This window comes from Corynebacterium sp. HMSC069E04 (genome assembly GCF_001813175.1).
Classification (GTDB): Bacteria; Actinomycetota; Actinomycetes; order Mycobacteriales; family Mycobacteriaceae; genus Corynebacterium; species Corynebacterium aurimucosum.
The window spans coordinates 22249-48487 of record NZ_KV811624.1; the positions used below are offsets into that span (position 1 = coordinate 22249).

Annotated in this window: 26 protein-coding genes and 3 tRNA genes; 16 read left to right on the top strand and 13 right to left on the bottom strand. The window is 59.6% G+C overall.

Annotated features, from left to right (window positions below):
• The first annotated feature begins 19 nt into the window (after positions 1 to 19).
• From HMPREF2896_RS00120 to HMPREF2896_RS00130, 3 genes are read left to right on the top strand one after another with little or no spacing between them, the layout of a single operon-like run.
• Positions 20 to 1594 (top strand): ABC transporter transmembrane domain-containing protein, encoded by a 1575-nt coding sequence (locus HMPREF2896_RS00120; protein WP_070716750.1) that lies wholly within the window; start codon positions 20 to 22, stop codon positions 1592 to 1594.
• Complete coding sequence (locus HMPREF2896_RS00125) at positions 1591 to 3402, top strand: ABC transporter ATP-binding protein (protein ID WP_070716753.1); 1812 nt, start codon at positions 1591 to 1593, stop codon at positions 3400 to 3402. Before HMPREF2896_RS00120 ends, HMPREF2896_RS00125 begins: the two co-directional genes overlap by 4 nt.
• Positions 3403 to 3425: 23 nt before the next feature.
• A complete protein-coding gene (locus HMPREF2896_RS00130) occupies positions 3426 to 3917 on the top strand; it encodes a GNAT family N-acetyltransferase (protein WP_070444494.1) in 492 nt (163 codons plus the stop codon).
• A 47-nt stretch (positions 3918 to 3964) separates the two neighbouring features.
• Here the strand turns inward: HMPREF2896_RS00130 and HMPREF2896_RS00135 are convergent.
• Positions 3965 to 4037 (bottom strand) — tRNA-Ala (locus tag HMPREF2896_RS00135).
• A gap of 170 nt (positions 4038 to 4207) precedes the next feature.
• On the opposite strand from HMPREF2896_RS00135, the gene HMPREF2896_RS00140 reads away from it, so the two are divergent.
• Entirely contained in the window at positions 4208 to 5068 is an 861-nt protein-coding gene (locus tag HMPREF2896_RS00140; protein ID WP_070716757.1) for a polysaccharide deacetylase family protein, read from the top strand.
• A 712-nt stretch (positions 5069 to 5780) separates the two neighbouring features.
• Here HMPREF2896_RS00140 and HMPREF2896_RS00150 read toward each other — a convergent pair.
• From HMPREF2896_RS00150 to gyrA, 5 genes are all read right to left on the bottom strand, one after another.
• Positions 5781 to 6386, bottom strand: a complete 606-nt coding sequence (locus tag HMPREF2896_RS00150) for a hypothetical protein (RefSeq protein ID WP_070711389.1) — start codon at positions 6384 to 6386, stop codon at positions 5781 to 5783.
• A gap of 461 nt (positions 6387 to 6847) precedes the next feature.
• Positions 6848 to 6920, bottom strand: a tRNA-Ala gene (locus HMPREF2896_RS00160).
• 9 nt (positions 6921 to 6929) lie between these two features.
• A tRNA-Ile gene (locus HMPREF2896_RS00165) sits at positions 6930 to 7006 on the bottom strand.
• 87 nt (positions 7007 to 7093) lie between these two features.
• Positions 7094 to 7441, bottom strand: coding sequence for a DUF3566 domain-containing protein (locus HMPREF2896_RS00170; protein ID WP_070444502.1), 348 nt, complete (start codon positions 7439 to 7441; stop codon positions 7094 to 7096).
• A 3-nt stretch (positions 7442 to 7444) separates the two neighbouring features.
• Positions 7445 to 10033 carry a DNA gyrase subunit A gene (gyrA, locus tag HMPREF2896_RS00175; RefSeq protein WP_070716761.1) on the bottom strand — a complete coding sequence of 863 codons (2589 nt, stop codon included), beginning with the start codon at positions 10031 to 10033 and terminating at the stop codon, positions 7445 to 7447.
• A gap of 79 nt (positions 10034 to 10112) precedes the next feature.
• On the opposite strand from gyrA, the gene HMPREF2896_RS00180 reads away from it, so the two are divergent.
• Genes HMPREF2896_RS00180 through HMPREF2896_RS00195 form a run of 4 tightly spaced genes read left to right on the top strand, consistent with a single transcriptional unit; the run spans position 10113 to position 11544 of the window.
• Positions 10113 to 10334, top strand: a complete 222-nt coding sequence (locus HMPREF2896_RS00180) for a CopG family transcriptional regulator (protein ID WP_070444506.1) — start codon at positions 10113 to 10115, stop codon at positions 10332 to 10334.
• Positions 10331 to 10591, top strand: coding sequence for a cell filamentation protein Fic (locus tag HMPREF2896_RS00185; RefSeq protein WP_070444508.1), 261 nt, complete (start codon positions 10331 to 10333; stop codon positions 10589 to 10591). The genes HMPREF2896_RS00180 and HMPREF2896_RS00185 overlap by 4 nt, the downstream gene beginning before the upstream one ends.
• A 49-nt stretch (positions 10592 to 10640) precedes the next feature.
• Complete coding sequence (locus HMPREF2896_RS00190; RefSeq protein ID WP_070444510.1) at positions 10641 to 11087, top strand: hypothetical protein; 447 nt, start codon at positions 10641 to 10643, stop codon at positions 11085 to 11087.
• 10 nt (positions 11088 to 11097) lie between these two features.
• Positions 11098 to 11544, top strand: a complete 447-nt coding sequence (locus HMPREF2896_RS00195) for a DUF6918 family protein (protein WP_070444512.1) — start codon at positions 11098 to 11100, stop codon at positions 11542 to 11544.
• Between the two features lie 74 nt (positions 11545 to 11618).
• Here the strand turns inward: HMPREF2896_RS00195 and gyrB are convergent, their stop codons facing one another.
• The 5 genes from gyrB to dnaA all read right to left on the bottom strand — a co-directional run bounded on the left by gyrB (position 11619) and on the right by dnaA (position 18904).
• A complete protein-coding gene (gene gyrB / locus HMPREF2896_RS00200) occupies positions 11619 to 13667 on the bottom strand; it encodes a DNA topoisomerase (ATP-hydrolyzing) subunit B (protein WP_070716766.1) in 2049 nt (682 codons plus the stop codon).
• Positions 13668 to 13797: 130 nt separating this feature from the next.
• The gene (locus tag HMPREF2896_RS00205) at positions 13798 to 14340 is read right to left on the bottom strand and encodes a DciA family protein (protein ID WP_070716768.1); all 543 of its coding nucleotides are present in this window, start codon (positions 14338 to 14340) and stop codon (positions 13798 to 13800) included.
• On the bottom strand, positions 14333 to 15511 hold the full coding sequence (gene recF, locus HMPREF2896_RS00210; protein ID WP_070716771.1) for a DNA replication/repair protein RecF: 1179 nt from the start codon (positions 15509 to 15511) through the stop codon (positions 14333 to 14335). Before recF ends, HMPREF2896_RS00205 begins: the two co-directional genes overlap by 8 nt.
• A gap of 5 nt (positions 15512 to 15516) precedes the next feature.
• Positions 15517 to 16698: a DNA polymerase III subunit beta gene (dnaN, locus tag HMPREF2896_RS00215; RefSeq protein ID WP_070444520.1), complete on the bottom strand. Its 1182-nt coding sequence runs from the start codon at positions 16696 to 16698 to the stop codon at positions 15517 to 15519.
• A 574-nt stretch (positions 16699 to 17272) separates the two neighbouring features.
• Positions 17273 to 18904 (bottom strand): chromosomal replication initiator protein DnaA, encoded by a 1632-nt coding sequence (gene dnaA / locus HMPREF2896_RS00220; RefSeq protein ID WP_070444522.1) that lies wholly within the window; start codon positions 18902 to 18904, stop codon positions 17273 to 17275.
• Positions 18905 to 19702: 798 nt separating this feature from the next.
• Between dnaA and rpmH the strand changes: the two genes are divergently transcribed.
• Genes rpmH through HMPREF2896_RS00260 form a run of 8 tightly spaced genes read left to right on the top strand, consistent with a single transcriptional unit; the run spans position 19703 to position 24639 of the window.
• Complete coding sequence (gene rpmH, locus HMPREF2896_RS00225; protein WP_003847033.1) at positions 19703 to 19846, top strand: 50S ribosomal protein L34; 144 nt, start codon at positions 19703 to 19705, stop codon at positions 19844 to 19846.
• A 3-nt stretch (positions 19847 to 19849) separates the two neighbouring features.
• On the top strand, positions 19850 to 20218 hold the full coding sequence (gene rnpA, locus HMPREF2896_RS00230) for a ribonuclease P protein component (RefSeq protein WP_070444524.1): 369 nt from the start codon (positions 19850 to 19852) through the stop codon (positions 20216 to 20218).
• On the top strand, positions 20206 to 20484 hold the full coding sequence (gene yidD / locus HMPREF2896_RS00235) for a membrane protein insertion efficiency factor YidD (protein ID WP_070444526.1): 279 nt from the start codon (positions 20206 to 20208) through the stop codon (positions 20482 to 20484). Before rnpA ends, yidD begins: the two co-directional genes overlap by 13 nt.
• A 9-nt stretch (positions 20485 to 20493) precedes the next feature.
• A complete protein-coding gene (gene yidC, locus HMPREF2896_RS00240) occupies positions 20494 to 21483 on the top strand; it encodes a membrane protein insertase YidC (RefSeq protein ID WP_070645137.1) in 990 nt (329 codons plus the stop codon).
• A gap of 23 nt (positions 21484 to 21506) precedes the next feature.
• Positions 21507 to 22136, top strand: a complete 630-nt coding sequence (rsmG, locus tag HMPREF2896_RS00245; protein WP_070645139.1) for a 16S rRNA (guanine(527)-N(7))-methyltransferase RsmG — start codon at positions 21507 to 21509, stop codon at positions 22134 to 22136.
• Positions 22137 to 22146: 10 nt separating this feature from the next.
• A complete protein-coding gene (locus HMPREF2896_RS00250) occupies positions 22147 to 22995 on the top strand; it encodes a ParA family protein (protein ID WP_070711385.1) in 849 nt (282 codons plus the stop codon).
• Between the two features lie 6 nt (positions 22996 to 23001).
• Entirely contained in the window at positions 23002 to 24057 is a 1056-nt protein-coding gene (locus tag HMPREF2896_RS00255) for a ParB/RepB/Spo0J family partition protein (protein WP_070444535.1), read from the top strand.
• Positions 24058 to 24063: 6 nt separating this feature from the next.
• Positions 24064 to 24639, top strand: coding sequence for a hypothetical protein (locus tag HMPREF2896_RS00260; protein WP_070444537.1), 576 nt, complete (start codon positions 24064 to 24066; stop codon positions 24637 to 24639).
• A gap of 24 nt (positions 24640 to 24663) precedes the next feature.
• Here HMPREF2896_RS00260 and HMPREF2896_RS00265 read toward each other — a convergent pair whose 3' ends face one another.
• Positions 24664 to 25848 (bottom strand): N-acetylmuramoyl-L-alanine amidase, encoded by a 1185-nt coding sequence (locus HMPREF2896_RS00265; protein WP_070444539.1) that lies wholly within the window; start codon positions 25846 to 25848, stop codon positions 24664 to 24666.
• Positions 25849 to 25913: 65 nt separating this feature from the next.
• Positions 25914 to 26237, bottom strand: coding sequence for a thioredoxin (gene trxA / locus HMPREF2896_RS00270; RefSeq protein ID WP_070444541.1), 324 nt, complete (start codon positions 26235 to 26237; stop codon positions 25914 to 25916).
• Positions 26238 to 26239 lie beyond the last annotated feature (2 nt).

The window sequence follows — 26239 nt, forward strand, 5'->3', positions numbered from 1 at the left end:
CGCTATAGGATGAGTTCTTATGACTCACTACCCCCGCATGAGGACGTGGTCGTGGTACCTCCCCGATGAACCCCCTTCCGGGGAGGTCTCCCTCACTGAGACCACCGACTTCTCCCGGCCCGGCACCGCCACGTGGCGGCTGCTTGGTGCCCAGCGCACCGGCGTTATCGGCATCTTCGTTGCCACCCTCATCAACGCCCCGCTGGGGGCGTTAGTCTCCGTCATCATCGGCCAGACCACGCAGTATGCCTTTTCCGATCCCTCCTGGCGCACCGTAGCCCTGCCGCTTGCGGCCACGGCGATCCTCCTCTTCATCGCCTATATCTGCGAGGCCACGGCAGATGCGTTTACTGATCTGAGTCAGGCCCGCACCACGCATACGCTGCGACTGAACCTGCTGGATAAGCTGCTGGGCGCTTCTACCGCAGGCATAAGCCCCGGCCGGCTACTCAACACGATGGATGAGGATTCGCACTACATTGGCCAGCTCAAGCAGATCCTCAACTTCCCACTGGTCATGGTGGGCTACCTCTTAGGCGCGGTGGTCAGCCTCGCCCCGATTTCCTGGCAGGTCTCAGCTGTACTGCTGGTTGGCGCGCTCGCCACCGCGCTGGCCTCCTGGGCCACCACGAAGCCGCTGACTAAGATTGCCGCGCGCCGCCGCCAGCTGGAGAACACCGCGTTGTCACTCGCTACGGACTTTGCGCAAGGTTCACGCGTGATTAAGGGCCTCGGCGCCAAGGAGATTTCCCGCCAACGCTTTTCCGACGCCGCCCAGGACTCCTTGGGTGCCATGCTCCGCGAGGCCAAGCTTTCCGCCCTCATGGCCTGGCTGCGCCAGATGGTTCCCGCGTCCTTTGCCGTGGGCATTCTTGCCTGGACCTCCTGGGAAACCTTCGAGGGACGCATCGCCCCCGGCGGGATGATGGCGATTACCATGCTCGTCCCGCCCGCGCTCACAGCATTAGGTGTCTCTCTGGGCCTGCTCACTGAAAACTGGGCGCGGGCTCGGGCCTCGGTGGAGCGCGTTGGCGAACTGCTCGGTCAGCTTTCTTCCAACACCACCGAGGCCGCCGGCGCGCCCATCGACCTCTCCCCCGGCTTACACGTGTGGATGCCCATCACCAACGAGGGGCGCAACACTGTGGATTCCTGGGTGCGCTACCTCCATGAGCAGGGTGCCTTGTGCCCACCGCACCGCATCTCCGTGTTGGAGGGCACCCTGCAGGACAACGTCGATCCGCTCCGCACTGTCAACACCACACAGCTTCACGCCGCCCTCCACGCCTCCGCCTGCGAGGATATTGTTATCCGCCTCGGTGGGCTTGGGCCCAACGGCGAGCTGCCCACCGCGCCCATTGGTGAGGCCGGCCTCAACCTCTCCGGCGGCCAGCGCCAGCGCGTCGCGCTGGCCCGCGCTCTCGCTGTGGACCCGGAAGTTCTCGTGCTGGACAACCCCACGACTGGGTTGGATTCGTTGACCCTGGCGGACGTGGCCAAGCGCGTGCGTGAGCTGCGCGCTGGCAAGATCACCGTGATCATTACATCCGCCTCCACGTGGGCAGCCAACGCCGATGAGGTGGTGGAACTATGAGCCCTGCTCACAAGACCACCAATGACAACCGCGCAGATGCCCTAGCTCCCGCCTCACCGAGGGAGTGCCTCCGTTTTCTGAAGACCCTACCCAGTGCCCCCAGCAGGCTGGGTATCGCCCTCTTCTTTGCGCTTTTTAGCATCACAGTCATCATGATGAACCTGGTCTCCCAGGTGCTCGGGCGCGTCGTCGATATCATCCAGGGCGTGGAGGTCCCCGTCCTGGGTACGGGCCGCGCAGCCATGGTGGGCGCGCTGGTTATTATCGCCGTGGGCTACCTCGTGGAGGTCACTGGCCGCACCGTGGGCCGCTACCTGGTTACCTCCACTACCCGCCGGCTCTCGGTGGATCTGCGCACCTCAGCGCTGGATTCCACCCTCGGTGCTCCCGTGCCGGCCGTCATGGAATTGGGCACCGGCAACATCATTACGCGCCTGTCCAAAGACATCGACACCGTGGTCATGACGATCTCCATGATGGGTGATCGCCTCGTACTCACACTCTTCATGCTGCCGCTGACCGCGCTCATGATGGTCTTCATCCACCCCGCCTATGCGCTGCTTTTTGTTGGCGTCGGCTGCCTGCTCTATCCCTTCATCCGCGGCACCATGCGCGATATCCCCGCCGTAGCCAACGAGGTGTCCTCGGTGGAGGCCTACCGCAACAACGTCCTGCTGGACACCATCCGTGCATTGGAGACCCTCCGCCAGTTCTCCCTGAAGGACTGGGCCCATGCACGCATGGAGCGCTATTCCTGGGACACGGTGCAGGCCTGGGGTGATAAGGTTCCGCTGATCAACCGCATCCTGGGCCAAGGCGCCCTGGCCTTTGCGGTGTTGCTCTTGGGATCGGTCCTCATGTCCGTGCCCATGGTGATGTGGGAATGGTTGACCCCCGGTGAGGCCACCGCCGCGGTGCTGCTGGTGATGCGGCTGGAGATCCACGTCTTCAACATCCTCTTCTTCGCCGGCGAGATCCAGCATTCCGTGACGTCTCTCGGCCGCGCGGTGGCGCTGGCGACCCTGGAGAACAACGCTGGCGCTCCAGACCTCAAGGACACGCCCCGGCTCACCTCCGCGCCGGCCATCACCATTGATCACCTTTCCTATTCCTATCCCGGTGGGGCGCCCGTGCTTGACGACGTCTCCCTCACCCTCACCGCCGGCACCACCACTGCCCTGGTGGGTACGTCCGGTGCGGGTAAGTCCACGCTCGCCGCCCTCGTGGCGGGCCTACAGTACCCTTCGGCGGGGAGCATCAGCCTCGATGGCATCGATACCGCCACCGTGCCGAACACGTGGATTACCGAGCACGTCGCGCTCATTACCCAAGAGGTCCATCTCTTCTCCGGCACCTTGCGCGAGGATCTGTTGCTGGCCAAACCTGACGCCAGCGATGAGGAGCTATGGCAGGCGCTTAACACCGTGGGCTTGGATGAGCATTCGCGGTGGCTGCCTCAGGGCCTGGATACGAAGATTGGCGCCGGCAACGAGGAGATCGGTGCGGAGGCCGAGCAGCAGCTTTCTCTGGCTCGCATGATTCTGCGCCAGCCGCCGGTGCTCATCATGGATGAGGCGACTTCCGAGGCCGGTTCCGAGCACGCAGAAGTGCTCGAAGACGCCGCTAGAGCAGTCACGAAGAGCCGCACTGCGCTCGTCGTTGCCCACCGCCTGGACCAAGCCCGCGAGGCCGACCGCATCATCGTCATGGAACAGGGTCAGATCGTCGAGGATGGCACCCACACCGAGCTCATCGATCTGGGCGGGCGCTATGCCTCGGCCTATGCCCAGTGGGAGCATGGGAAGTAGGTAGTTCGGCGCCGCGTCCTACCATGGAAACTATGCATCTTCTTTCCCTCACTGAAGCTGACCGTACCTACCTGGCCCGTATTAACTTTCTCGCCGATACCTTTGGCGATGAGCACAAGGAGCTTCCTGCGGGCTTCGAGGAAGGCTTTGACTACTACCTCGGCAGTTGGGAGCCTTCCCGTGGAGGTTTCATCGCCTGGGAGGGCCACGTCCCTGCCGGTGGCGTGTGGCTGAACTGGGGAACGGCGCAACGCCATGGTTTTGGCCACGTTATTGAAGGCATCCCGGAGCTCGCCCTAGCCGTGGAACCTCGCTTCCGCAGCCAGGGAGTAGGCACCCTGCTTATCGACGCCGCCACCGAACTCGCCCGCGAGATGGGCGCCCCGGGTATCTCACTGTCGGTGGCTAAAGATAATGACCGCGCCCACCGTCTCTACCTGCACCTTGGCTTCGAGCCGGTGGGCGAAAGCGATGGCCACATCATCCTGGTCAAGCGCTTCAAGGCCGCCGAATAAGTCAACCCCCGGCAAAGCTAAAGGGCGCTCACCATGTGAGCGCCCTGTGGAGCATAGGGGAATCGAACCCCTGACCTTTGCATTGCGAACGCAACGCTCTACCAACTGAGCTAATGCCCCAATACCTGTAGAGCGTACTCCTCCCAGTAGAAGCAGCGAAATCACCCCCTGGACGGGTCTAGCAAAACCTTAGGAGTTAACTTCTTTCACTCTAGTTGCGTGTCACTAGGGATAATCCACCTTCACTGGGCAGACAATAAGGGGTCTGAAAAAGTCTGTGGAAGGTTGTCATGCGCCGAAAAAGTGTTCTTGTTCGCTCCCTCATCGCCCTTGCGGCAGCCACGGCCCTGCCTGGCACCGCTACTGCGGCAGCGGAGTTTCCCGCACTCCCCCAACTCCCCGACGTCCAGAAGGACATTCAACGACTAGAACAGGACGCCTACGATGCTCTTCCCAAGGAGCTTCAGAGCAGCCCAGTCTTTGCAGGCTCCTCGCGGCCGGCTGGGAAGCCCGCGCCGACCGGCAAACAGCAGTCGCAGTCGGTTGCTGATTCCACCTGTTCCAACTGCGTGGCCATCACCTATGACGATGGGCCTGGTGAATTGACTGCTCAGCTCCTCGATACCCTGAAGGCCAAGGACGCCCACGCCAGCTTCATGGTTTTAGCCCCCAGCGCCTCCACGCACCCGGAGCTGCTACGCCGCATGAAGGCTGAGGGCCACACCGTGGGAAACCACACCGCATCCCACCGCGAGCTCAACAAGCTCTCCCCCAGCGACGTGGACGGCGAAATCAAGGCCGGGGCTGCCGCCATCAAGGCAGCAACGGGTGAGAACCCTCGGTGGATGCGTCCCCCGTACGGTGCCACCAACGGCACCGTGGAGGCCGCTGCAAAGGCTAACGGCCAGGCACAAGCCCTGTGGTCCGTCGACACCGTGGATTGGAAGGACCGCAACTCCGAGCACGTCTGCGAGGCTGCAGTCAACGGGGCGCAGCCCGGCTCCATCGTCCTCATGCACGACATCCACGCCACAACCATAGGCGCCGCAGACTGCGTCATCGACGGACTGCGCGCAAAGGGCCTCGAACCTGTAAGCCTCGACCGCCTCATCCCCAATCCCCAGGCGGGAAGGCAGTACCTCACCCGCTAGCGCACAGCGGCCCGTGGTGGGACCAAACTAAAGGCACCTTATGCAGATTCCACATCCATTCACCTGGGGTTTTCATGATTCAGCGCTGCAAATGGTGCCTTTAGTTTGGTCCCTTACCCCATTGCGGTGCCTTGCCCTTTCCTTGAGCATCCCTCCCTCTTTCCTTGAAATATCTTTCCCCTGTCTGAATACTCCGCTTTTCGAACTCTCCTTGTACCTTGAAGAATTCCTCCACTCTCTCAACGAGCCATTCTTGTTCGTCGGCACCATGCCGGGCATCATTTCAGGTCTAAGTGTCACTGCTGCTCTATGGGTGCTCGACTTCCTCAAGCACCCCGCTTAATTCTCTCCTACGTCAGTGGCAACCGCGCGGTATTGAGATGCCAGGGCTTCCGGCCAGTGAATATCGGCGGGTCTTTTATCTTGTATGAAGGGTCATATCTCTTCCATCCCGATGGATTTCGACGTAGAGATACAGGCCTGTACGTCAAGCCGCTTTCTCACATAGTGCAGTGAAATTACATGTCCACAGCGCAACGTAGCTGCACATGAAATAGGCAGTGTAGTGGCGGTATGCTGGGAACATGATCGCCAGCACTGCTCTACTGGATGACTGAGGTGTCCTTGGGCGGGCTCACGCAGCAAAAAAATATAGCGCTGGGTGTTGTTTCCAGCGCTATATTTTTCGCACAAACGAGCCTTGTGTTGATGTTTACTTCAACACTGGTGTGAGGACTGCAAGGCCGCTCGAAGGAACTCGTGTTTGGTCATTCGAAGGGTCGTAAGCAGAGAACGTAATTCGAACCATGCCTCCGCCACGCACATCAAAATTGCGCGCGACTATCTCACCGTTCTTGACAGAAAATTCGCCAAGGAGCTGCCCATCACGCGTAATCCTGACTTTGCCAATTCCGCCGGAGTTCGGGATAGTATCGACCCAAGCTGCCTTGAGGTTTAGCGTTCTCGCGGTTTCTGCTACTCGGTATTCCTTGAAAGAGAATTGAGAACGACCTTGACCATCAGTGGATAGGATTGACTTTTCGTATTCCTTCCCGTTCACGGTCACTCCCACCCCCGACTTAACCTTCCTATCGTGGTGATTTGAGGGGTCATCGGTTAGATACTTCGATCCAGTAGTCCCTGGCTGCGTAGCACCTCCTTGCGAGTCATTCGCTCCAGGGTTCCCGCTGGAACCTCCGTCAAGACCACCAGCGATGACACCAATTGCAGTTGCAATCGCAACAATAACGCTGACTGCCGCGGGGATAAGTCGTTGGAAGTCTTTCAGCATTTGAGTTAACTGATTGAGATTAGGCATGAGGGATCTTCCTTTCGGACAGAATGAGAGAATCAATGACGTCCTCATCTAAACATGAATGTTCACGTTTCGTTATACAATGCGGGGAATAGTCCGGGATATCGCTGTGATTTGGTTGAAAAAAGTTACCCCGCAGGTTTCGCAGCGGGATTTTGTGTTAAAATGCAAGCTTTTCGCTGTCGACGACAACGCTAGCAACAGCATCGTCATCACGGCGTACACCGCGTGCTTCGCTCTCAGCCCCTCACCCGGCTTAAGGGATATTTCGTGTGGATAGATCGATGTGGATTCCCGGAACAGTCTGGGATAATTCGAACACCCACATCGACAACGAATGGAACCCCAGCTTAGGCATAAGAAAAGGCTGGGCCGGACGCTCCTTGATCTTGATTAAGCCTAGTTGAACCCACCGAATGCGAAAGGCGCCCAGCGTTTCCGCCGGGCGCCTTCCACTTATGCTGTGGAGCATAGGAGAATCGAACTCCTGACCTTCTGCTTGCAAAGCAGATGCTCTACCAATTGAGCTAATGCCCCATTGTTCCGTGGTGGGCCTAGCTGGAATCGAACCAGCGACCTCATCGTTATCAGCGATGCGCTCTAACCGACTGAGCTATAGGCCCTTGACCGGAACGAGTAGTAACTCTACATAGGACCGGCGATCTATTACAAATCGCCAGGTCATATGTAGTTTTTCGCGGTGATATTCTCTAGTTAATCGGTTCGTCTTGCAGTCGAATCTTGAATCCACCGAAGACGTCCACGATGGCGTTGTAGATCACAGCCATAATGGGCGCCAGGATGGTCATCAGCACAGCAATGATGGCACCAAACAGTGCGGCCGCAGAGACGACCAATCCGAAGGAGACCTCAAAGCCGCCGCCGACACCGCCGACGAGGCTATTGAAGGAATCCCAGATGCCTGCCTGGTCAAGGCCGACGTACAACAAGCACACGGCGATGAGCCAGGCCACGAGGCCGACGAGGGACATGGCCAAGCCAACGCGGAACGCCGACATGGGCGAAATCCGGGCGAGGTGAAGCTCTCGTCCAATCATGGGTTACTCCTCGTCCTTATCGGCATCCTTGCTGTCAGCTTCGTCCTGCTGGGAGTCTTCGCCAGACTTGAGGTGCTCAGGCTTGACGTCTTCCACGGACTTCTCACCCTTGGCTACTGCCTGGGCGTCTTCCTCACCATCGTCCTCAACGTTGCGGTCGATGGCCAGCAGCTCGACGTCATCAGCCAGGTTAACCAGGCGAACGCCCATAGTGGCGCGGGAGCTCGGACGGATCTGGTTGACCTCGGTGCGGACAACGCCACCGGCAGAGGTAATGGCGAAGATCTCGTCGTCTTCGTCGACGGAGATGGCCGCAATGAGCTTGCCGCGCTTCGGGGTGTACTTGAAGGTCATCACGCCGAGGCCACCGCGGCCCTGCGGGGTGTACTCCTCAATCGCGGTGCGCTTGCCGTAGCCGCCAGAGGTAGCCACCAAGAGGAACTGGCCGTCGTTGACAACAGACATGGACAGCAGCTGGTCATCGCCGCGGAAACGCATGCCCTTCACACCGGCGGTAGCGCGGCCCATCGGGCGGAGCTGGTCGTCGTCGGCAGTAAAGCGGATGGCCTGACCCTGCTCAGAGGTAAGCAGGATGTCATCGCCCTCGTTGACCAGCTGAGCGCCGATCAGCGCATCGCCCTCGTTGAGGTTGATGGCGATGAGACCGGCGGAACGCGCGGACTCGTAGTCGGTGAGGCGGGACTTCTTCACGCGGCCTTGCTGGGTAGCAAGGACCAGGTACGGAGCGTCCTCGTAGGACTGAATCTGGATGACCTGGGCGATCTTCTCCTCCGGCTGGAACTCCAGCAGGTTGGCCACGTGCTGACCGCGGGCGGTGCGTCCAGCTTCCGGGAGCTCGTAGGCCTTGAGGCGGTAGACGCGGCCGAAGTTGGTGAAGAACAGGATCCAGTCGTGCGTGGAGCAGACGAAGAAGTTCTTCACAATATCGTCCTGCTTGAGCTCCGCGCCGCGCACGCCCTTGCCGCCACGCTTCTGTGCCTTGTAGGCATCCACCTTGGTGCGCTTGGCGTAGCCGGTAGCGGTGATGGTGACCACGACGTTCTCGCGGGCGATGAGGTCCTCATCGGAAACGTCTCCGGAGGCAGCGACAATCTGGGTGCGACGCTCATCGCCGTATTTCTCGACGATTTCCTCCAGCTCATCGTGGACGATCTGACGCTGACGCTCGTCGCGGGCCAGAATGTCCTTGAGGTCTGCGATGATCTCTTCGATCTCCGCCAACTCATCAATAATCTTCTGACGCTCCAGAGCGGCCAGGCGACGCAGACGCATGGCCAGGATGGCATCGGCCTGGATCTCGTCGACGCCGAGAAGCTGCATCAGGCCCTCGCGTGCCTCCTCCACCGTCGGGGAACGGCGGATGAGCGCGATGACCTCATCGAGCATGTCGAGCGCCTTGACCAGACCGCGCAGGATATGGGCGCGCTTCTCGGCCTCATCGAGGCGGAACTGGGTCCGGCGGACGATGACCTCAATCTGGTGAGCCACGTAGTAGCTCAGCATTTGGTCCAGGCGCAGGGTGCGCGGCACGCCATCCACGATGGAAAGCATGTTAGCGCCGAAGGAGGTCTGCAGCTGGGAGTGCTTGTACAGGTTATTAAGGACAACGCGGGCTACGGCGTCACGCTTGAGGGTGACCACGATGCGCATGCCCACACGGTCGGAGGATTCATCCTCAATCTTGGCGATTCCGGCGATCTTGCCGTTGACCACAGACTCCGCAATATTGGAGATCATGTTGTCCGGGTTGACCTGGTAAGGCAGCTCAGTGATAACGATGGTCTGGCGGTTGCCCACCTCCTCAATGGAGGTCACGCCGCGCATGCGGATGGAGCCGCGGCCGGTGGTGTAGGCATCCTTGATGCCCTGATCACCGACAATGAGGCCCGCAGTCGGGAAATCTGGGCCCTTGACGCGTTCCATGCAGGCAGCCAAGGCTTCTTCCTCAGAAGCATTCGGGTTATCCAGCAGCCAGTAAATGGCTTCTGCCAACTCGTTGAGGTTGTGCGGCGGAATGTTCGTGGCCATACCGACGGCGATACCGCCGGAGCCGTTCATCAGCAGGTTCGGAACGCGGGAGGGCAGGATAGTCGGCTCCTGCGTCTTACCGTCGTAGTTCGGCGCGAAGTCGACGGTATTTTCGCGGATATCGCGCACCATCTCCATGGCCAAGGGCGTCATACGACACTCGGTATAACGCATAGCTGCCGGGCCGTCATTACCGCGGGAGCCGAAGTTACCCTGGCCGTCGACCAGCGGGTAGCGCATGTTCCACGGCTGGGCCAAGCGCACGAGGGTGTCATAAATAGCGGAGTCACCGTGCGGGTGGAACTGACCCATCGTGTCCGAGACCGGGCGGGCGGACTTTACATAGCCGCGGTCCGGGCGGTAGCCGGAGTCATACATGGCGTAGAGGATGCGGCGGTGAACCGGCTTGAGACCGTCACGCACCTCCGGCAGGGCACGACCGACAATGACGGACATGGCGTAGTCGATGTAGCTCGACTCCATTTCCTCATTGATGTCAATTGGTTGGATGCGATCGAAAAGATCACCGTTATTGTCACTCATAGCGCCCAATCCTACCGTTTAGGGCCGTATAAGGCCGTTTGTGGCACGGCTGTGGTATCACAGTGATATCATTCGCGCTATGGCTATGACACTGCGCCTGACCCCGGAACAAGACCACGCGCTGACCCTGCTGGCCTCCGCGCAAGGAACCTCCAAGCACGAGACGGTGGTCCGCGCCATCGTTGCGGCAGCAGCACGAACCCTCTCGGATGCCGCCGTGCAGGACACCGCGCGCCGGCTGCTGCCTGGGCGTTCAGAATTAGAAGCGGAGATCCGCCAAGCTCGGGGAGGGCGTCAATGAGCGCAGAACAGCTGCTCCTCGTCGCGCGGGAGTTCTGCCAGGCCTATCGGGTGCGGGTTATAAACTTTGCCGCCCTGGCCGCCGCGGCGGCTGCGAGCACGGCCACCATTGAGGGAATTTCCGTTCATGGCAGCCGCTCTGCGGCGGCAGAATCACTAGAAACAGTCTTGCGCGCGGTCCCCGCTCTGAGTGGAAGGAACGAAGAATTCGCGCGATTTTGCACGGAGGTCTATCTTTCTGTTGCAGAAGTTATGTAAGTTAAACATGATAAAGAAGTCTCTATTCCCTTGTAGAAAGGAATCCCCTATGCCTTCGAAGTCTTTGAAGAAGTTTCTAGCCGCTGGTGTCGTTGCCACTACCCTCGCCACTGCCGCGACGCCGGCTGCGGGTGCTAAGACTGCTGACAATGACTGGCAAAACAACAAGAACCCCAACTTCCAGCAGGGCGAAGCAGGCTCCTCCCTGACCGGTTCCACGCCGATCGACATGACGCTCATCATCGGCGGTAGCATCGCCGCCGCAGCAGCACTGCTCAAGTTGGTAGTGGATAATGTCCCGGCACTGCGCGCCCAGGTGGACGAGTTTGCCGCCCAAATCGGGATGGCCGGCTCCTCCGGTTCTTCCGAGAACAACCGCCTCTACGAAGGTGGCCTCGACTTTGACCTCGAGCGCCTAGCCCGCACCAATGGTTTCCCGGAGATTGCTGACCAGCTCGCCGCGCTCAAGGCAGGATCCAGCGCACCGGCACAGTAAGCTCGCCTGTATGACAAACCTCACCCAGCTTCTCCAATCCCCTACCCGCAACGCCGTGGTGGCGGACTTGGCCACGGCCGCCGATGACACCGTCTCTTCGCTTTCCGGCATTTCCGGAATGGCCTTCAAGGGCGCTCTAGCCGCCGCAAAGAAGGCAGATTCTAAGGTCTTATCCAAGGGAATCAACCAGATGCTCCCGGAGCTGCTCAACAGCCTGGATTCCTACTGGAAGGAATTCGAAGGCTCTGAGCAGTCTGACTTCGGCACCTACCTGGACGGACGCAGCGCTGAAGTTACAGAGGTCATCATGACTACTGCGGACAAAGCCGCTGAAGACGTTAATGCGCCTGGCATCGCTCGCACCTACAAGTCCCTGCGCGGCAAAGCCTCCTCCATCTTGGAGCCCAATGTTGCGACCATCGGCCGCGTTCTGCAGCGCCACATGGGCACTGTCTAAGAGCACGCACTTGACGAAGAAAAAAGACCAGCACCTCATATGAGGTGCTGGTCTTTGCGGGTTTTACCTAGTGCTTAGACGTCTAGGAAGCGCACGTCCTTCGCTCGGCGGGTAATGAAGGAGCGGCGAGCAGACACGTCATCACCCATGAGGATGGAGAAGAGCTCGTCGGCGCGCTGAGCATCCTCCAGATCCACGCGACGGAGCACGCGGGTGGTCGGATCCAGGGTGGTCTCCCACAGCTCGGCGGCGTTCATCTCACCCAGACCCTTGTAGCGCTGGATACCGTCATCCTTATTGATCTTGCGTCCCTGCTCCAGGCCCTCGGCAAGCAGCTTGTCACGCTCGGCATCGGAGAAGGCGTAGCCCGGCTGGCCCTTCGCCCACTTCAACTTGTACAGCGGCGGATTAGCCAGGAAGACGTGGCCATCCTCCACCAGCTGCGGCATGAAACGGAAGAGCAGAGTCAACAGAAGCGTGGCGATGTGCTGGCCGTCCACGTCGGCATCGGCCATGAGCACAATCTTGTCGTAGCGCAGCTTGGAAATATCAAACTCTTCGTGGATGCCGGTACCCAGGGCGGTAATGATGGCCTGGACCTCAGCGTTCTTCAGAACCTTGTCCATGCGGGCTTTTTCCACGTTGAGGATCTTGCCGCGCAGCGGCAGGATGGCCTGGAACATGGAATCGCGGCCGCCCTTAGCGGAACCGCCTGCGGAGTCACCCTCCACGATATAAAGCTCAGTGCGCTTCGAGTCCTTGGAGCGGCAATCCGCTAGCTTGCCCGGCAGGCCGCCGAGGTCACCGGCAGACTTACGGCGCACGAGCTCACGAGCCTTGCGTGCGGCCACACGGGCGTGCGCGGAGGACACGGCCTTATTGATGATGACCTTTGCCTCAGCCGGGTTGGCGTCGAACCAATCATTGAGGTGCTCGTTGACGGAACGCTGGACAAAACCACGAATTTCCGAGTTACCAAGCTTGGTCTTAGTCTGACCCTCGAACTGTGGGTCCGCCACCTTGACGGAAATAACGGCAGCAAGGCCTTCACGGCAGTCATCGCCGGAAAGGTTGCCATCCTTTTCCTTGAGGAGCTTGTGCTCCTTGGCGTAGCGGTTCATCAGGGAGGTCAGCGCAGCGCGGAAGCCTTCCTCGTGCGTACCACCCTCATGGGTGTTGATGGTGTTGGCAAAGGTGTGGACGGATTCCTTGTAGCCCTGGTTCCACTGCAGTGCGATTTCGACCTCGTGGTCCTCACCCTTGACGTCGAAGGCAACGATGGTGGGGTGAATGGCGGTCTTGGTCTTGTTGAGGTGCTCAACATAGTCCTGCAGGCCGTTCGGATAGTGGTAAATAACTTCCTTGTTCTTCTTGGAAGTCTTCTCCTCGCTATCCTCGCCGTCCTTGTCGGACTTTTCCTTCTCATCGAGGGAGCTCAGGCTCACGGCGGAGTCGCCGGCTTCGGCGATCTCCTCTAGCTCGGCCTGTTCTTTGGAGATAGCGCGCTCGTCACGCAGCACAATGGTCAGGCCCTTGTTCAGGAAGGCCATCTCCTGCAGGCGGCGAGCGATCGTGTCGTAATTAAACTCGACGGTTTCGAAAATTTCCGGGTCCGGCCAGAAGCGAATGGTGGTACCGGTACCGCGAGCATTATCGCCTTCGACAAGCTCATCGGGGATGGCATTGTTGAAGTTCTGGTACCAGTGCTTGCCATCGCGCTTGATGTCCGCCTCCACACGGGTGGACAAAGCGTTGACCACGGAGATACCCACGCCGTGCAGACCACCGGACACGGCATAAGATTCAGAGTCGAACTTACCGCCGGCATGCAGCTGGGTCATGACCACCTGGACGGTGGGAACACCAGAGGCGTGCATCTCCACCGGGATACCACGGCCGTTATCGATGACCTCGATGCCGCCATCCTCACGGAGGGTGACGATGACCTTGTCGGCATAACCTGCCATCGCCTCATCGACGGAGTTGTCAACGATCTCCCAAATCAGGTGGTGCAGGCCACGGGCACCGGTGGAGCCGATGTACATACCGGGGCGCTTACGGACGGCCTCGAGGCCCTCCAGAATTGTGATTGACCCCGCATCATATGCGTGTTGTTCAGCCACGGATTCGTGTTCTCCTTTTGGCTAGAGCTAAATCTAAGACTCTAGCCATTCTACACTGTGTCCCCCCACGCAAGGGCACTGCACGCCCGTGAGAGCCCCAAATTTGCGTGAATTTCGCGGTCGCCGAAAATCAGCCGTAGGTATCTTGCGAACCTTGCGGCTTGACCCATTGGCGGCCCTCGTAATTCCGGTGCTGCTTAGGACCCTGAATGTGCAGCTTAACCACCACGTCTGGGCCCAGGCGATCCGCAATTTTTTGCAAGATGGGGCGCTGCAGGTAGCGCAACTCGGTAGCCCAGCTGGAGGAATCACACGCCACGTAGACAATCTGCTCTTTGATGTTGAGCGGTTGCGTATGCGCAGCAATGCGCTCGCCGACGAGGTTTTCCCAATTGCCCATGACCCAGCCATGGGCCAATTCGTGTTCCCAGCCGCGCTTGCCAATCTCTCGTTGGATCTGCGCGCCGAGGCTAGGGATCTCGAGGCTCCGTCGCCTGCGACGGCCATCGGGACCGCTCGGCCGACCACGCTGATAGGGCTTTGGCTGCTTCTCTGAAGATGTCTGGGCTAAGTTCATTTTGGGCGCCGGCTTATTGAGCTTCGGCGGATTTTTGGAATTGTTCCGCGTGCGCTCAAAAAGCGCCTTAACCGGATCAAAGTCTTGTTCAGTCATCCTCGTCACCGCCCGCCGTATACGGAGCGATCTCGGAGATTCGGCCCTCGTCGGTATCGCGGACCGTGACCGTAAAACGTTCGATGGGCTGCAAGTTGCCGGGCAGATCCTCATCCACAGCTGCGGTGATGAGCACCTGTTCCGCACCTGCCGCGAGGTGAACGAGCTTTTCGCGGCGTTTGGCGTCCAGCTCAGCGAAGACATCATCGAGGATGAGGATCGGATCAGTGCCGTCCTGGCGCAACAAGTTGAACTCCGCCAACCGCAGGGAGATGGCATAGGACCAGGTCTCGCCGTGGCTGGCAAAGCCCTTGGCAGGGCTCGCTCCTAGATTAAGCAGCAGGTCATCGCGGTGCGGGCCAACAAGCGAGATACCGCGTTCGATCTCGCGCTGGCGCTTGCTAGCGAGTTCGGTGAGCATCATGGCCTCGATGACCTCAGGATCAGAAATATCCACCGTGGACTTGTACTCAATATTCGCCGGCCGCGATTCCGGGGCAAGCCCGGCATAGGCGGCGGGGATGAGCTCGCGGAGTTCGTCGACAAGCGCAAGGCGTGCCTGAATCACCTGCGCACCGAGGGAAGACAGCTGTGTATCCCACACGTCGAGAGTCGCCAGCGCCGAGGCACCATCACTGTCGCTGTAGCCGCGGCGCAAGCTTGGCGACGCCGACTTCAACAACGCATTCCGCTGCTTGAGCACCTTGTCATAATCGGCCTTCACACCAGCCAAACGCGGCGTGCGCGAGGCAATGATGTCATCCAGATACTGGCGGCGCGCTGCCGGTTCGCCGCGTACGAGCGATAAATCCTCGGGGGAAAACAACACGGTTTTCACCACGCCTAGTAGCTCACGCGGGGATTTCAGGCGCGTACGGTTGATCTGCGCCTGGTTGGCCGCGTGGGGTTTGATCAGTAGGTGCGCCGTGAGCTCTCTGCCCTGGTTCACCGCCGTGGCGGAGATACGAGCATTGTGTGCGCCCTGGCGCACGAGGGGGGCATCGTGGGCCACACGGTGTGAGGATAGATGCGCGGTATACCCGATGGCCTCGACGATATTGGTCTTGCCGAAACCGTTGCGGCCGACAAACAAGGTAATTCCCGGTTTCAGCCTGAGGGTGAGCTCGGGCCAGGAGCGGAAGTCCCTGACATCGAGATCGCGAATATACATATGGCCTAGCCTGGCAAGCGCACTGGCATCAAGAGGTAGGTGAAATCAGTCTCCGGGGTCGGGAAAGAGCCGTCTTCGTTGGCTACCGGCAGCTCTTCCGGTTCCGGAATCATGATTGCCGGGCGCGAAGGTTCGGTGAAGCCAAAGACCACGCGGTCCGTGTGAACCACAGCCAAACCATCCTTGAGGTAGGACGGGTTGAAGGCAATAACAAAATCCTCACGGCCGTTGAAGGCGCACGGCAAGGTCTCGCTTGCACGACCAGAGTCCGCACCGGCCGCCAAGGTCACCTCACCTTCGCTGAACTCCATGCGGATCTGAGCGTTGCGATCCGTCAACAGCGAGACGCGGCGAATCGCTTCCTGGAGCGGAGCAACCTCAATGCTGGCCATGGCGCTGTGGGTCTTGGGCAGCAGCGGTGCCACGTTGGGGAAATCCGCGTCCAACATGCGGGTCGTGGTCTCGCGGTTATCCGCATGCAGGCCAAAAAGGCCTTCCGCAGCGATGTTGTCACCAGTGCCCACGGCAATTTCTACCGGGATGTTGAGGTGCGTGTCCAAGGAGCGGCCAGTCTCCTGCAGCGTCTTGGCCGGGACAAGAAGCTTGGCCTGGACATCAGGAGATACCGGCTCCCACTCGAAGGTGCGCATGGCCAGGCGGAAACGGTCCGTCGCCGTCATTTCCACGTGGGAACCATTGATGTCGATGTGCACACCTGTGAGCATCGGCAGGGTGTCATCCTTGCCGGCAGCCGCAACGACCTGGCTGATGGCCTCCACGAAGAGCTGCGGGTTAATGGTGCCGGTGACCTCCGGCAGAACAGGGAGCTGAGGGTAATCATCCAGCGGAATGAGCGGCAGCTCGAAACGGGAGGAACCACAGGTCAACAGAACTTTGTTGTCTTCCTGGGTCATCTCGATTTCCTTGTTGGGCAAGGAAGCAACGATGTCAGAAAGCAACTTACCGGCCACGGCGATGCGTCCCGGCTCATCCACCATGCCGGCGATACGCACACGGGTGGAGACTTCGTAGTCGAAGCCGGTGAATTCCAAACCATTGTCATCCGCGGTGATCAGCATGGCGCGCAGTACCGGCTGGGTGACCTTCGAGGGAAGGCTGCGCGCGACCCACGCTACGGCGTTGGCGAGGTCATCTTTGGCAACGCGAAATGACACGGACTGCTCCATGGTGGTGAGACGCTCCTCTAGTTGCGGATGGAAGATTCTTGCAAGCTCACTCCAACTTACAGGATCGGCGCCGAAGCACAGGATTTTGTCATTTACCGTCTGTGCTTCTCGATGAGGGCGTGCGGTCAGGCCGGGCGCCAACGAATCACACACATCCTTTTTCTTCTTAGTTAGGGAGAAAACAAAATAGGAGTAGTAATAAGCGCTGTGGGATCTGTGGACAACCTAGCAAAAGCCAAGCTCTGAGCCGCGAATCGATCTGTGAGTCAGGGTGTGGGATCACTGTGATCAAATGACAAGAAATGTGAGTAACTCGGTCGGGGTCAAAGTTATCCACAACCCATCCCCAGATCTATCCCTGCTGATCACAGGGTTAACCACAAGGGCGATGTGCCCTCTGATCTGCTGTGGAAGAAGAAAATGTGACAAGGATCTACAAATTACAACAATGGAATTACACAGCTGTGAATAACGGTGTGGATAACTTTTTGGCGGATCGCAAAGACGCCCCTTCCCGAGCTCACACCCTGTGCGGAGGTGAGATAGGAGGGGCGTCGCCAAGCGTTGCGTGGTGCTAACGCTGGTTGTGGTTCTTTACGCGCTGGGTCAGCGCCTGGATCTCGTCGTAGGTATTCCGGTTCTCAGTCATCTCCTTACGGATCTTGCGGTCCGCATAGATGACGGTGGTGTGGTCCTTGCCGCCGAACTGGTCACCAATCTTTGGCAGGGAGAGCTCAGTGAGTTCGCGACACAGATACATCGCTAGCTGACGGGCGTGAGCCACGGCGCGTTTCTTACCAGAACCGCGCAAGGTATCCACGTCGATGTTGAAGTAATCCGCGGTCACCTCGATGATGGCTGCCGCGGTGATTTGGCGATCTGCAGAATCCGGGGCCAGATCGTGCAGAGCAATCTCCGCCATCTCCAAACTGATCGGCTCGTTGACCAGAGAGGAATAGGCAGAGACGCGGATGAGCGCACCTTCGAGCTCGCGGATCGAAGATTCAAAGCGAGAGGCGATGAGCTCGAGAACCGAGCGATCGACGTCTGTGCCGTCCGCGGAGGCCTTCTTCATGAGGATAGCGATGCGCGTCTCTAGGTCTGGCGGCTGAATATCCGTAATCAATCCGCCCTCGAAGCGCGTGCGGAGGCGATCCTCCAGTGTGGTCAGCTGCTTCGGTGGACGGTCGGAGGACAAAATGATCTGTTTGTTGGCCTGGTGCAGCGCATTGAAGGTGTGGAAGAACTCCTCCTGCGTGGACTCTTTGCCTTCTAGGAACTGGATGTCATCGACCATGAGGATGTCCAGGTTGCGGTAGCGGCGCTTGAAGGATTCCTGGCGGTCATCACGCAGGGAGTTGATGTAGTCGTTGGTGAATTCCTCCGAGGACACGTATTTCACGCGCAGTCCCGGGTGCAGGACCTGGGCGTAGTTGCCGGCTGCGTGCAGCAGGTGCGTTTTGCCGAGGCCGGAACCGCCCCAAATAAAGAGTGGGTTATAGGCGCGCGCGGGGTTTTCCGCGACGGCCACGGCGGCGCCGTTAGCAAAGCGGTTGGAGGAACCGATGACGAAGTTCTCAAAGGTGTGCTTCGGATTGAGAGACTTTTCTCGGTTCGGGTTGTGCGCTGGCTCCTCCCGCGGGATCCGTGCCCCGGCTGCTTCGGGGTAGCCACTGGGTGCGGTGCTTTGTTGCTCGCTGTAGTGTTGCGCCAATTCATCGAGGCTGGCTGGGGAATGCGCAGTCTCCCATGAGCGCGGCTGATGGTGGCTTGGTGTTTCTGGCTGGGAGGTTGGAGCGGGCGGCGTGGGCTGCTGGAAAGCCTGAGCCTGGTGCCCCATGCCGTGCTCGGGAGCCTCGGTTTGGATAGGGCGTTGAGGTGCGGGTGCTGGAGGCTCTTCCTGTGGTGCCGGCTGCGGGGGTGCCGCAATGGTCACTGCCAAAGAACAGGGGCGACCCATGTGCTGCGATAGAGCGCGGGTGATGTATTCCCCTAGTTCAGTTTCGATGACAGTTTTGGCGTTCTCGTGTGGCGCGGCGATCAACGCATAGCCATCACCGATCATGATGGGCTCGACGAGTTGGAGGTTGAGGCGCTGGCTATGGGAGAAGTTGGGGACATCCGAGCTTGGTTGCTCGGACTGAGCCAGCAAATCACTGACCACAGCTTTCCAGCTGGCCCGGAGGGCTGCTTGCGGATCGGACACAACGCCTACCTTCTGTGTAGTTAGAGTTCACGCGGTGCTGCCGAAGAGGCGGCCACACCTATTTGATTCTGGGAAGAAGCGGCCTTGAGAACCAAATATTTACTGCGGGACTCTGGGTGAGAATCGGGGATGGACGGATGGATAAGAAAGAGATACGGAACGAGAAATCACAAGAATTTTGTGATTTCCACCGGAGATTCCACACGATGTTTTAGCGCGTAACCTCGGTTTCCACAAAGTTATCCACAGGTGTGAATAGGTGGTTTATCCACAGCCTATCTCATGGCTGTGGATAACTATGAATTGGCTCCTTAACGCAGTTGACCTGCGCAAACAGCAAAAGTCTCAAGTTATGATTGAGAGTTATCCACATCCTGTGGGTGACTGTGGAATTAGATTCCTCAGTTGTACCGCGTTATAAGGGCGCTGTCTAACGCGCTTTTATGCGCGCTTGACATGGTGGCCCCCAGCGCGGTGGGTGGACGGCAGGAGGCGGCGCTTGCCGCGCAGCATGTGGGCAAAAAGTGGCGTTCTAGCTGCGGATAAAAACATCTTTGTAATTTCGGGGACACCCAGTGTGTCGATTTGTTTCGCGCACTATCTGTCACGTAACCTGTGATGGTCTATCGCAACAGTGCATGGTGCACATGTTGCATGTGGGAATGCCTCGCCACGCCTCACGGCGCTTAAAGTGCGAAGCCTTATCCCCACGTACACCATTCATCAGTGGATGTTTAAGCCCAGCGCCACCAGTGGCGCGAAGCTGTGCCATCCACCAACAACTTCAAGGAGTTAATCGTGGCAAAGGGTAAGCGTACCTTCCAGCCGAACAACCGTCGTCGTGCTCGCAAGCACGGCTTCCGTACCCGCATGAGCACCCGCGCCGGCCGCGCCATCGTCGCCGCTCGTCGCAAGAAGGGTCGCGCTAAGCTCACCGCTTAATTCATGCTTCCAGCCCAGCACAAGCTCACATCTCCGAGGCAATTTCGGAGGACCATCAAGGGCGGGCGCCGGGCGGGCACGCGCACTGTCGTCGTGCATTTGCGCTTTAATGACGGTGAAGACGCCATCGCGGCCACTGGGCCGCGGTTCGGTCTCATCGTGTCGAAGGCCGTCGGGAATGCCGTGGTTCGCCACCGCACCTCCCGACGGCTTCGTCATGTGTGCATGTCCCTCATGCGCGATGGTGTCAAAGGGACAATGCTGCCCGCCAACGTTGACATCGTTATCCGCGCCTTGCCCGCCAGCGGTGATGCCACCAGTGAGCGCCTTGAGCGTGATATCCGCAAAGCGCTACGCACATGGGATATCTGAACTCCCAAGGTGAGGAGATTCCCGAAGCCCGCGGCTTCGGAAGAGTCCTAGTTCACGGGGTGCGCTTCTACCAAAAGCACTTGTCAGGCCTTAAGATGGTCTCCACCTGTCGTTTTGAACCGACGTGCAGTGCCTATGCCCTCGAAGCCATTTCCATCCATGGAGCCTTCAAGGGGACGGGCATGGCGCTTGCCAGGTTATGCAAGTGCGGTCCCTGGCACCCGGGCGGGTTTGATCCGGTACCGACCAAACAACAACTGAGGTAAACAACTCTCGTGCTTAATTTCATCTATTGGCCAATTTCAGCCGTCTTGTGGTTCTGGCATTGGCTTTTGAGCTTCGTTCTTGATTCCGCATGGGGCGGAACCTGGATCATTGCCATCGTTCTTCTGACGTGGACGCTCAAGGCCATCATGGTCAAGCCGACCATCACGCAGCTGCGCTCCTCCCGCAAGATGCAGGAGATCCAGCCGCAAATCCAGGAACTGCGCACCAAGTACGCCAATGACCAGACCAAGGCGGCGCAGGAGATGCAGCGCATCTACAAGGAATCTGGCGTGCGCCCGGTGGCGGGCTGCTTGCCTATGTTCGCGCAGATCCCGATGTTCATTGGTCTGTTCCACGTGCTGCGCTCCTTCGACCGCACTGTTGCTGTCGCCGGTGGCATTGGCCACCCGGCGGGTGACGCCATGTCGGAGGAAATGAACGCCTCCATCGCCAACTACATCTTCGAACCCGCGCTGGTGAAGGAGTTCGTCGATGCCAAGATCTTCGGTGTGCCGCTGGTGGCCAACCTGCGCCTCAATTCGGGGCTGGAAATTGTTAAGGAAACCACCACCGCCCAGGCGGCCGTCATCATCGTGCCGCTCATCGCCATCATTGCGACGCTGACGCACTTCAACGCCCGCATGACGCTCAACCGCCAGGAGGCGCGTCGCGCCGCCGGCAAGACTGCTGCACCCCAGGGTCAGAATGCGGAGATGATGCAACAGCAGATGGCCATGATGAACAAGATGATGCTGTGGTTTATGCCGGCAATGCTGGTGTTCTCCGGTTTCATCTGGCCCATCGGCCTTCTCTTCTACATGTTGGCCAACACCGTGTGGACCTTCTTCCAGACCCGCATCGTCTACGCCAAGATGGACCGCGAGGAAGAAGAAGAGGCAGCCGCCAAGGCTGAGCTCAAGCGCACCTCTGCTCCGAAGCCGGGTGCTCGCAAGAAGGACAATCGCTCCAAGAAGCAGCGCCGCAAGAACAATAACTAGAACTTAACCCAGGAGTTTTCACAGTGACTGAATCTGTGTCCGACACTGTGCCACTGGACCCGTCTGACGTCTTCGGATCGCGTCTGCCGCTCGCGCAGAAATACCACGATTCGCTGGCTACGGACGGGTCCACCCGTGGTTTTATAGGCCCCCGCGAGGTCCCGCGCCTCTGGGAGCGCCATCTCATCAACTGCGCCGTGGTCGCCGAAGTCATGCCGCAGGGCGCCACGCTTATCGACGTCGGCAGTGGCGCCGGCCTGCCCGGCATCCCGCTCGCTATCGCGCGCCCTGATCTGAAGATCACCCTCATCGAACCGTTGCTCAAGCGCTCGACCTACCTCAACGAGGTCGTCGACCTACTGGGGCTGGATAACGTCACCGTCATCCGCGGCCGCGCCGAGGAGGGCCCGGTCAAGAAGGCCGTTAAGAGTGCCGACATCGTCACCTCCCGCGCCGTGGCCCCGCTGGGCAAACTGGCCAAGTGGTCCCTGCCGCTGGTGCGCAAGGGCGGGGAGATGATCGCGTTGAAGGGTTCCTCTGTCTACGAGGAACTGGAGCGCGATGCTGCTGATATCAAGCGCGCCGGCGGCGGAAAAGCCGAGGTCATGACCATCCACGGCACCACCATTATCCGTGTCCCGCGCGTGAACTAAAGTAGACGGCATGACTCATCCTCGTCTTATCACCATCGCGAACCAGAAAGGTGGCGTGGGTAAAACCACCTCCGCCGTCAACCTTGCCGCCGCGCTCGCTGAGGCCGGCAAGAAGGTCCTGGTGATCGACTTGGACCCGCAGGGCAATGCCTCCACCGCAGTAGGAGCGGAGCACACTTCCGGCACTAAATCCAGCTATGAGGTTTTGTTGGGGGACTGCAGCGCGGAGGATGCGATGCAGCACTCCCCCGACGATGAGAGCCTTTACTGCATCCCAGCCACCATCGACCTCGCCGGTGCAGAGATCGAAATGGTCTCCCTAGTTCGCCGCGAGTTCCGCCTCTATGACGCTCTGCACAACGGCTTCCTCGAGGAGCACGGCTTTGAGTACGTCTTTATCGACTGCCCACCTTCCCTAGGCCTGCTCACCATCAATGCGATGACGTGTGCAGAAGAAGTTATTATTCCCATCCAGTGTGAGTACTACGCCTTGGAGGGCGTGGGCCAGCTGCTGGGCAATATTTCCATGATTCGGGAGCACCTCAACGAGGACCTTCACATTTCCGGCGTGCTGCTGACTATGTTCGATGCCCGCACCAAGCTGGCTGAACAGGTGGCCAATGAGGTGCGCGAGCAATTCGGCGCCGTCGTTTTGGGCAACGTTATCCCGCGCTCCGTTCGCGTTTCGGAGGCGCCGGGCTATGGTAAGACAGTTATCGCTTATGACCCGTCGTCGACGGGTGCTCGCGCCTACTCCGCCGCCGCGCGCGAGTTGGATAAGCGCGGAGACTACACACCGCACCCCACCACGGGTGCCATTGGCGTGAGCCCAGAGATTTTCGCGGAATTGGAAGGATAGGACACCGTGGCAGATAAGAAGGCAGAGCAGAAGCCGGAGCAGCGCCAGGGCGGCCTAGGCAAGGGCCTGGCCGCGCTCATTCCATCCGGCCCGGGTGCGCCCTCCCGTAAACCGCGCCTGGGGGATTCGGCAGCCGACATTATCCTTGGCGCTTCGACAGGCGGGGCTCACGGATCTGCGCCGAAAAAGGTGCAGGGAGCGCCCACCATCCAGCAGTCTTCTGGCTCGAAGAAGCGGCAGGCCAAGCCTTCGGTGATTGGTGCGACGTACCGCGAGATCTCCGTCGGGGATATCATGCCCAACCCGAAGCAGCCACGTACTGTCTTCGACGAGGATGAGCTGGCGGAGCTGGTCCACTCCATCAAGGAGTTTGGCCTGCTGCAACCGGTCGTTGTGCGCCCCGCTGAGGAGGGTGGCTTCGAGCTCATCATGGGTGAGCGCCGCTGGCGTGCCTCCTCCAAGGCGGGCCTGGCCACCATCCCGGCCATTGTGCGCGATACCAAGGATGATGACCTCCTGCGGGACGCGCTTTTGGAGAATATCCACCGCGTACAGCTCAACCCGCTGGAAGAGGCTCACGCCTACCAGCAGCTGCTGGAAGAATTCGGCGTGACCCAGAACGAGCTGGCTGATCGCATCGGCCGCTCCCGCCCTCAAGTCACCAACATGATCCGCTTGCTCAAGCTGCCGGTCAATGTGCAGAAGCGCGTTGCCGCTGGCACCTTGTCCGGTGGCCATGCCCGCGCGCTACTGGGCCTGCCGGATGCTGAAGCCATGGAGCTCATTGCCAACCGCATTGTGGCCGAGGGCCTGTCCGTACGCGCCACGGAGGAAGCCGTCACCCTGTACAAGCGTGACGGCAAGCCGGCCGAGCCAACCAAGAAACCTGCCGCCCCGCAGCCGCAATTCTTTACTGATTCCGCTGAGCGCTTGGCCGATCGCTTCGACACCAAGGTCACCGTCACCATGGGCAAGCGCAAAGGCAAGATGGTCGTCGAATTCGGCGACCAGGAAGACTTTGAGCGTATTCTGGCCCTCATTGAGGGCAAGGAAAGCAGCTAGCTGACCATGCTCGTTCAGGCCGTCAAGGAAGGTGTTGCCATCAACCCCTTGGCGGCCCGATCCATCTTCTGGGAGCTGAAGACCACGGTCGCTGATCCTGTTTTCGAGAAGGAAGCATGGATCAGCGCCACGCTGCTGCGCTGTGGTGAGTGCGGTTTTACCGTGGGTGATGAGGCCACAGTGTTCTTTTGCCCGCCCGATCTTGCCCCCGGTGCCGCGAAGCTACCCACCTCCCCCGTCTCGGAGGACGCGGTGCTGGTGTCCTCGCTTTTCGTGAAATCGCACCGCGCGGCGAAGGGCCTGGAGGCGGTGCTTCTCGATGCCACCATCATGCACCTCACCTCCCGCGAAGCTAGCGCCGTTGAGGCCTTTGGTTACCGCGATGCTCGCGCCGCCGAAAATCTCCTGCGGGCTAAGCCCGGCCGTATTGGCCTACTACCGGTGGAAACGCTGGAATCCGCCGGTTTCAGGGTGGAGCGTGATCACCCCATTACCCCGCGCCTGCGACTCGAGCTGCCCCCAGCTTTCGATCTGCTGACGGCTGCCGCCGTGGAGGACCTCCTCGCCCGCGCCCTAGCCTAGATACAGGTGGTTCCTCTAAGCTCGTTAGGAAGAGCGCTCCGCGCGCAGCAGCTCGTCGAAGCGGTAGGTGCCGGTGACGGCAGTGTCATCGTCAAGAAGGTACAGGCGCTTGACGGAGACGACGATGGCCTCGGCGATGTCATCGCGGCGATCTGGGTTGGCCAGAATAGTCACGTCCTTGGGGCTGGTTAGGTAGCCCAGCACGACCTGCACCACCGGCATCTGGGTCAGGCGCAGCAGTGCCCAGGTGCGGCCGTGGTTGCGGCAATTACCCAGTTCGGTACGGGCGACGATCTCACGTTGGATGAAGCCGGAGAGCGTTTCACCAATGAGCGAGGAGTTTCCGGACTCCGAACCGAAGTAGAAGGTGGCTACGCCATTGGCCTTCTCTGTGGGGTACTCGTCGCAGGCGAGCGAAATGACCAAGTCAGCGCCAAAGGCATTGGCAATGTCGGCGCGATCATGAATAGAGGGATCATCGGTACGCGGGCGGGAGATGATGGTCTCCATGCCGGCGGCAATCATGCGGCCAGCAACTCGCTCGGCCAAATCCCAGAGGATCTCTTCCTCAGTGATGTCACCAAAGCGGCCCTTGACCGTACGGCCCTTGTTGAAACCGCCCAGGCTGGGATCGATGACAACGCGCTTGCCGGCCAATTGGGGCCCTGCGTTGCGGACGCGCTCGCGCTCTTGGATGTTGTGCGCTGATCCGCCGGTGATGCGCCGACCCAGTAGGTTGAGCGCGTTGATGGTCTCCGGGCCACAAATTCCGTCACTGCGCAGTCCAGAGTTCAATTGGTATTCCGCCAGCGCTGCATAGGTGCGGGCACCGAAATTGCCGTCGATGCGCTCCTGGTAGAAGCCGAGCTCCTGGAGCTGTTGCTGCAACTGGGAGACATCGTCGCCCACCTGCACGTTGCCAGGCTCATAGGCCAGCACGCGCGCACCCAAGGTGTAGGAGGCTTGGCGCAGTTCACGCAAAGTGAGTTCATCGATATCGCCGCTGGGCACAATGCCGCGTGATTGCTGGAAGGCCTTAAGTACTTCCGCTAGCTCGCTATCAAAGTGCTTATCGGCTTCGGAGTACTTTTGCTTCTTCCAGTCGGACAACGTCCCCTGGTAGTCAGTCATCAGGCCGAGGCGGGCAAGGGTTGCGCGTGCTTCGGCGACCCGAACGCTCTGGTCACCTACACGTAAAACGCGGTTCACACCTACCCCTTTCGTGATCAAGGAGGCGCACTACAGTGCGCCAACAACGAGTTAAAGAATACCAGTTAGAGCTGTTTCTTTACCTGCGCTACGATGTCGGCCTTGGAACGCAAGCCAACGAACTCATCGACCTTCTCGCCGTCCTTGAAAATCAGCACAGATGGGATGGACATGATCTGGAACATGGCACCCAAAGTGCGTTCTTCATCCACGTTGACCTTGACTACGGAGACGTCCTCACCGAGTTCTTCGGCGACCTCCTCAAGGATCGGGGACAGCTTCTTACACGGACCACACCATTCGGCCCAGAAGTCCACGACGACTGGCTTGCCTGCCTCTACGACGTCAGCGCGGAAGGAATCAGTAGTGACGTTTTTAATGTTGCTCATGT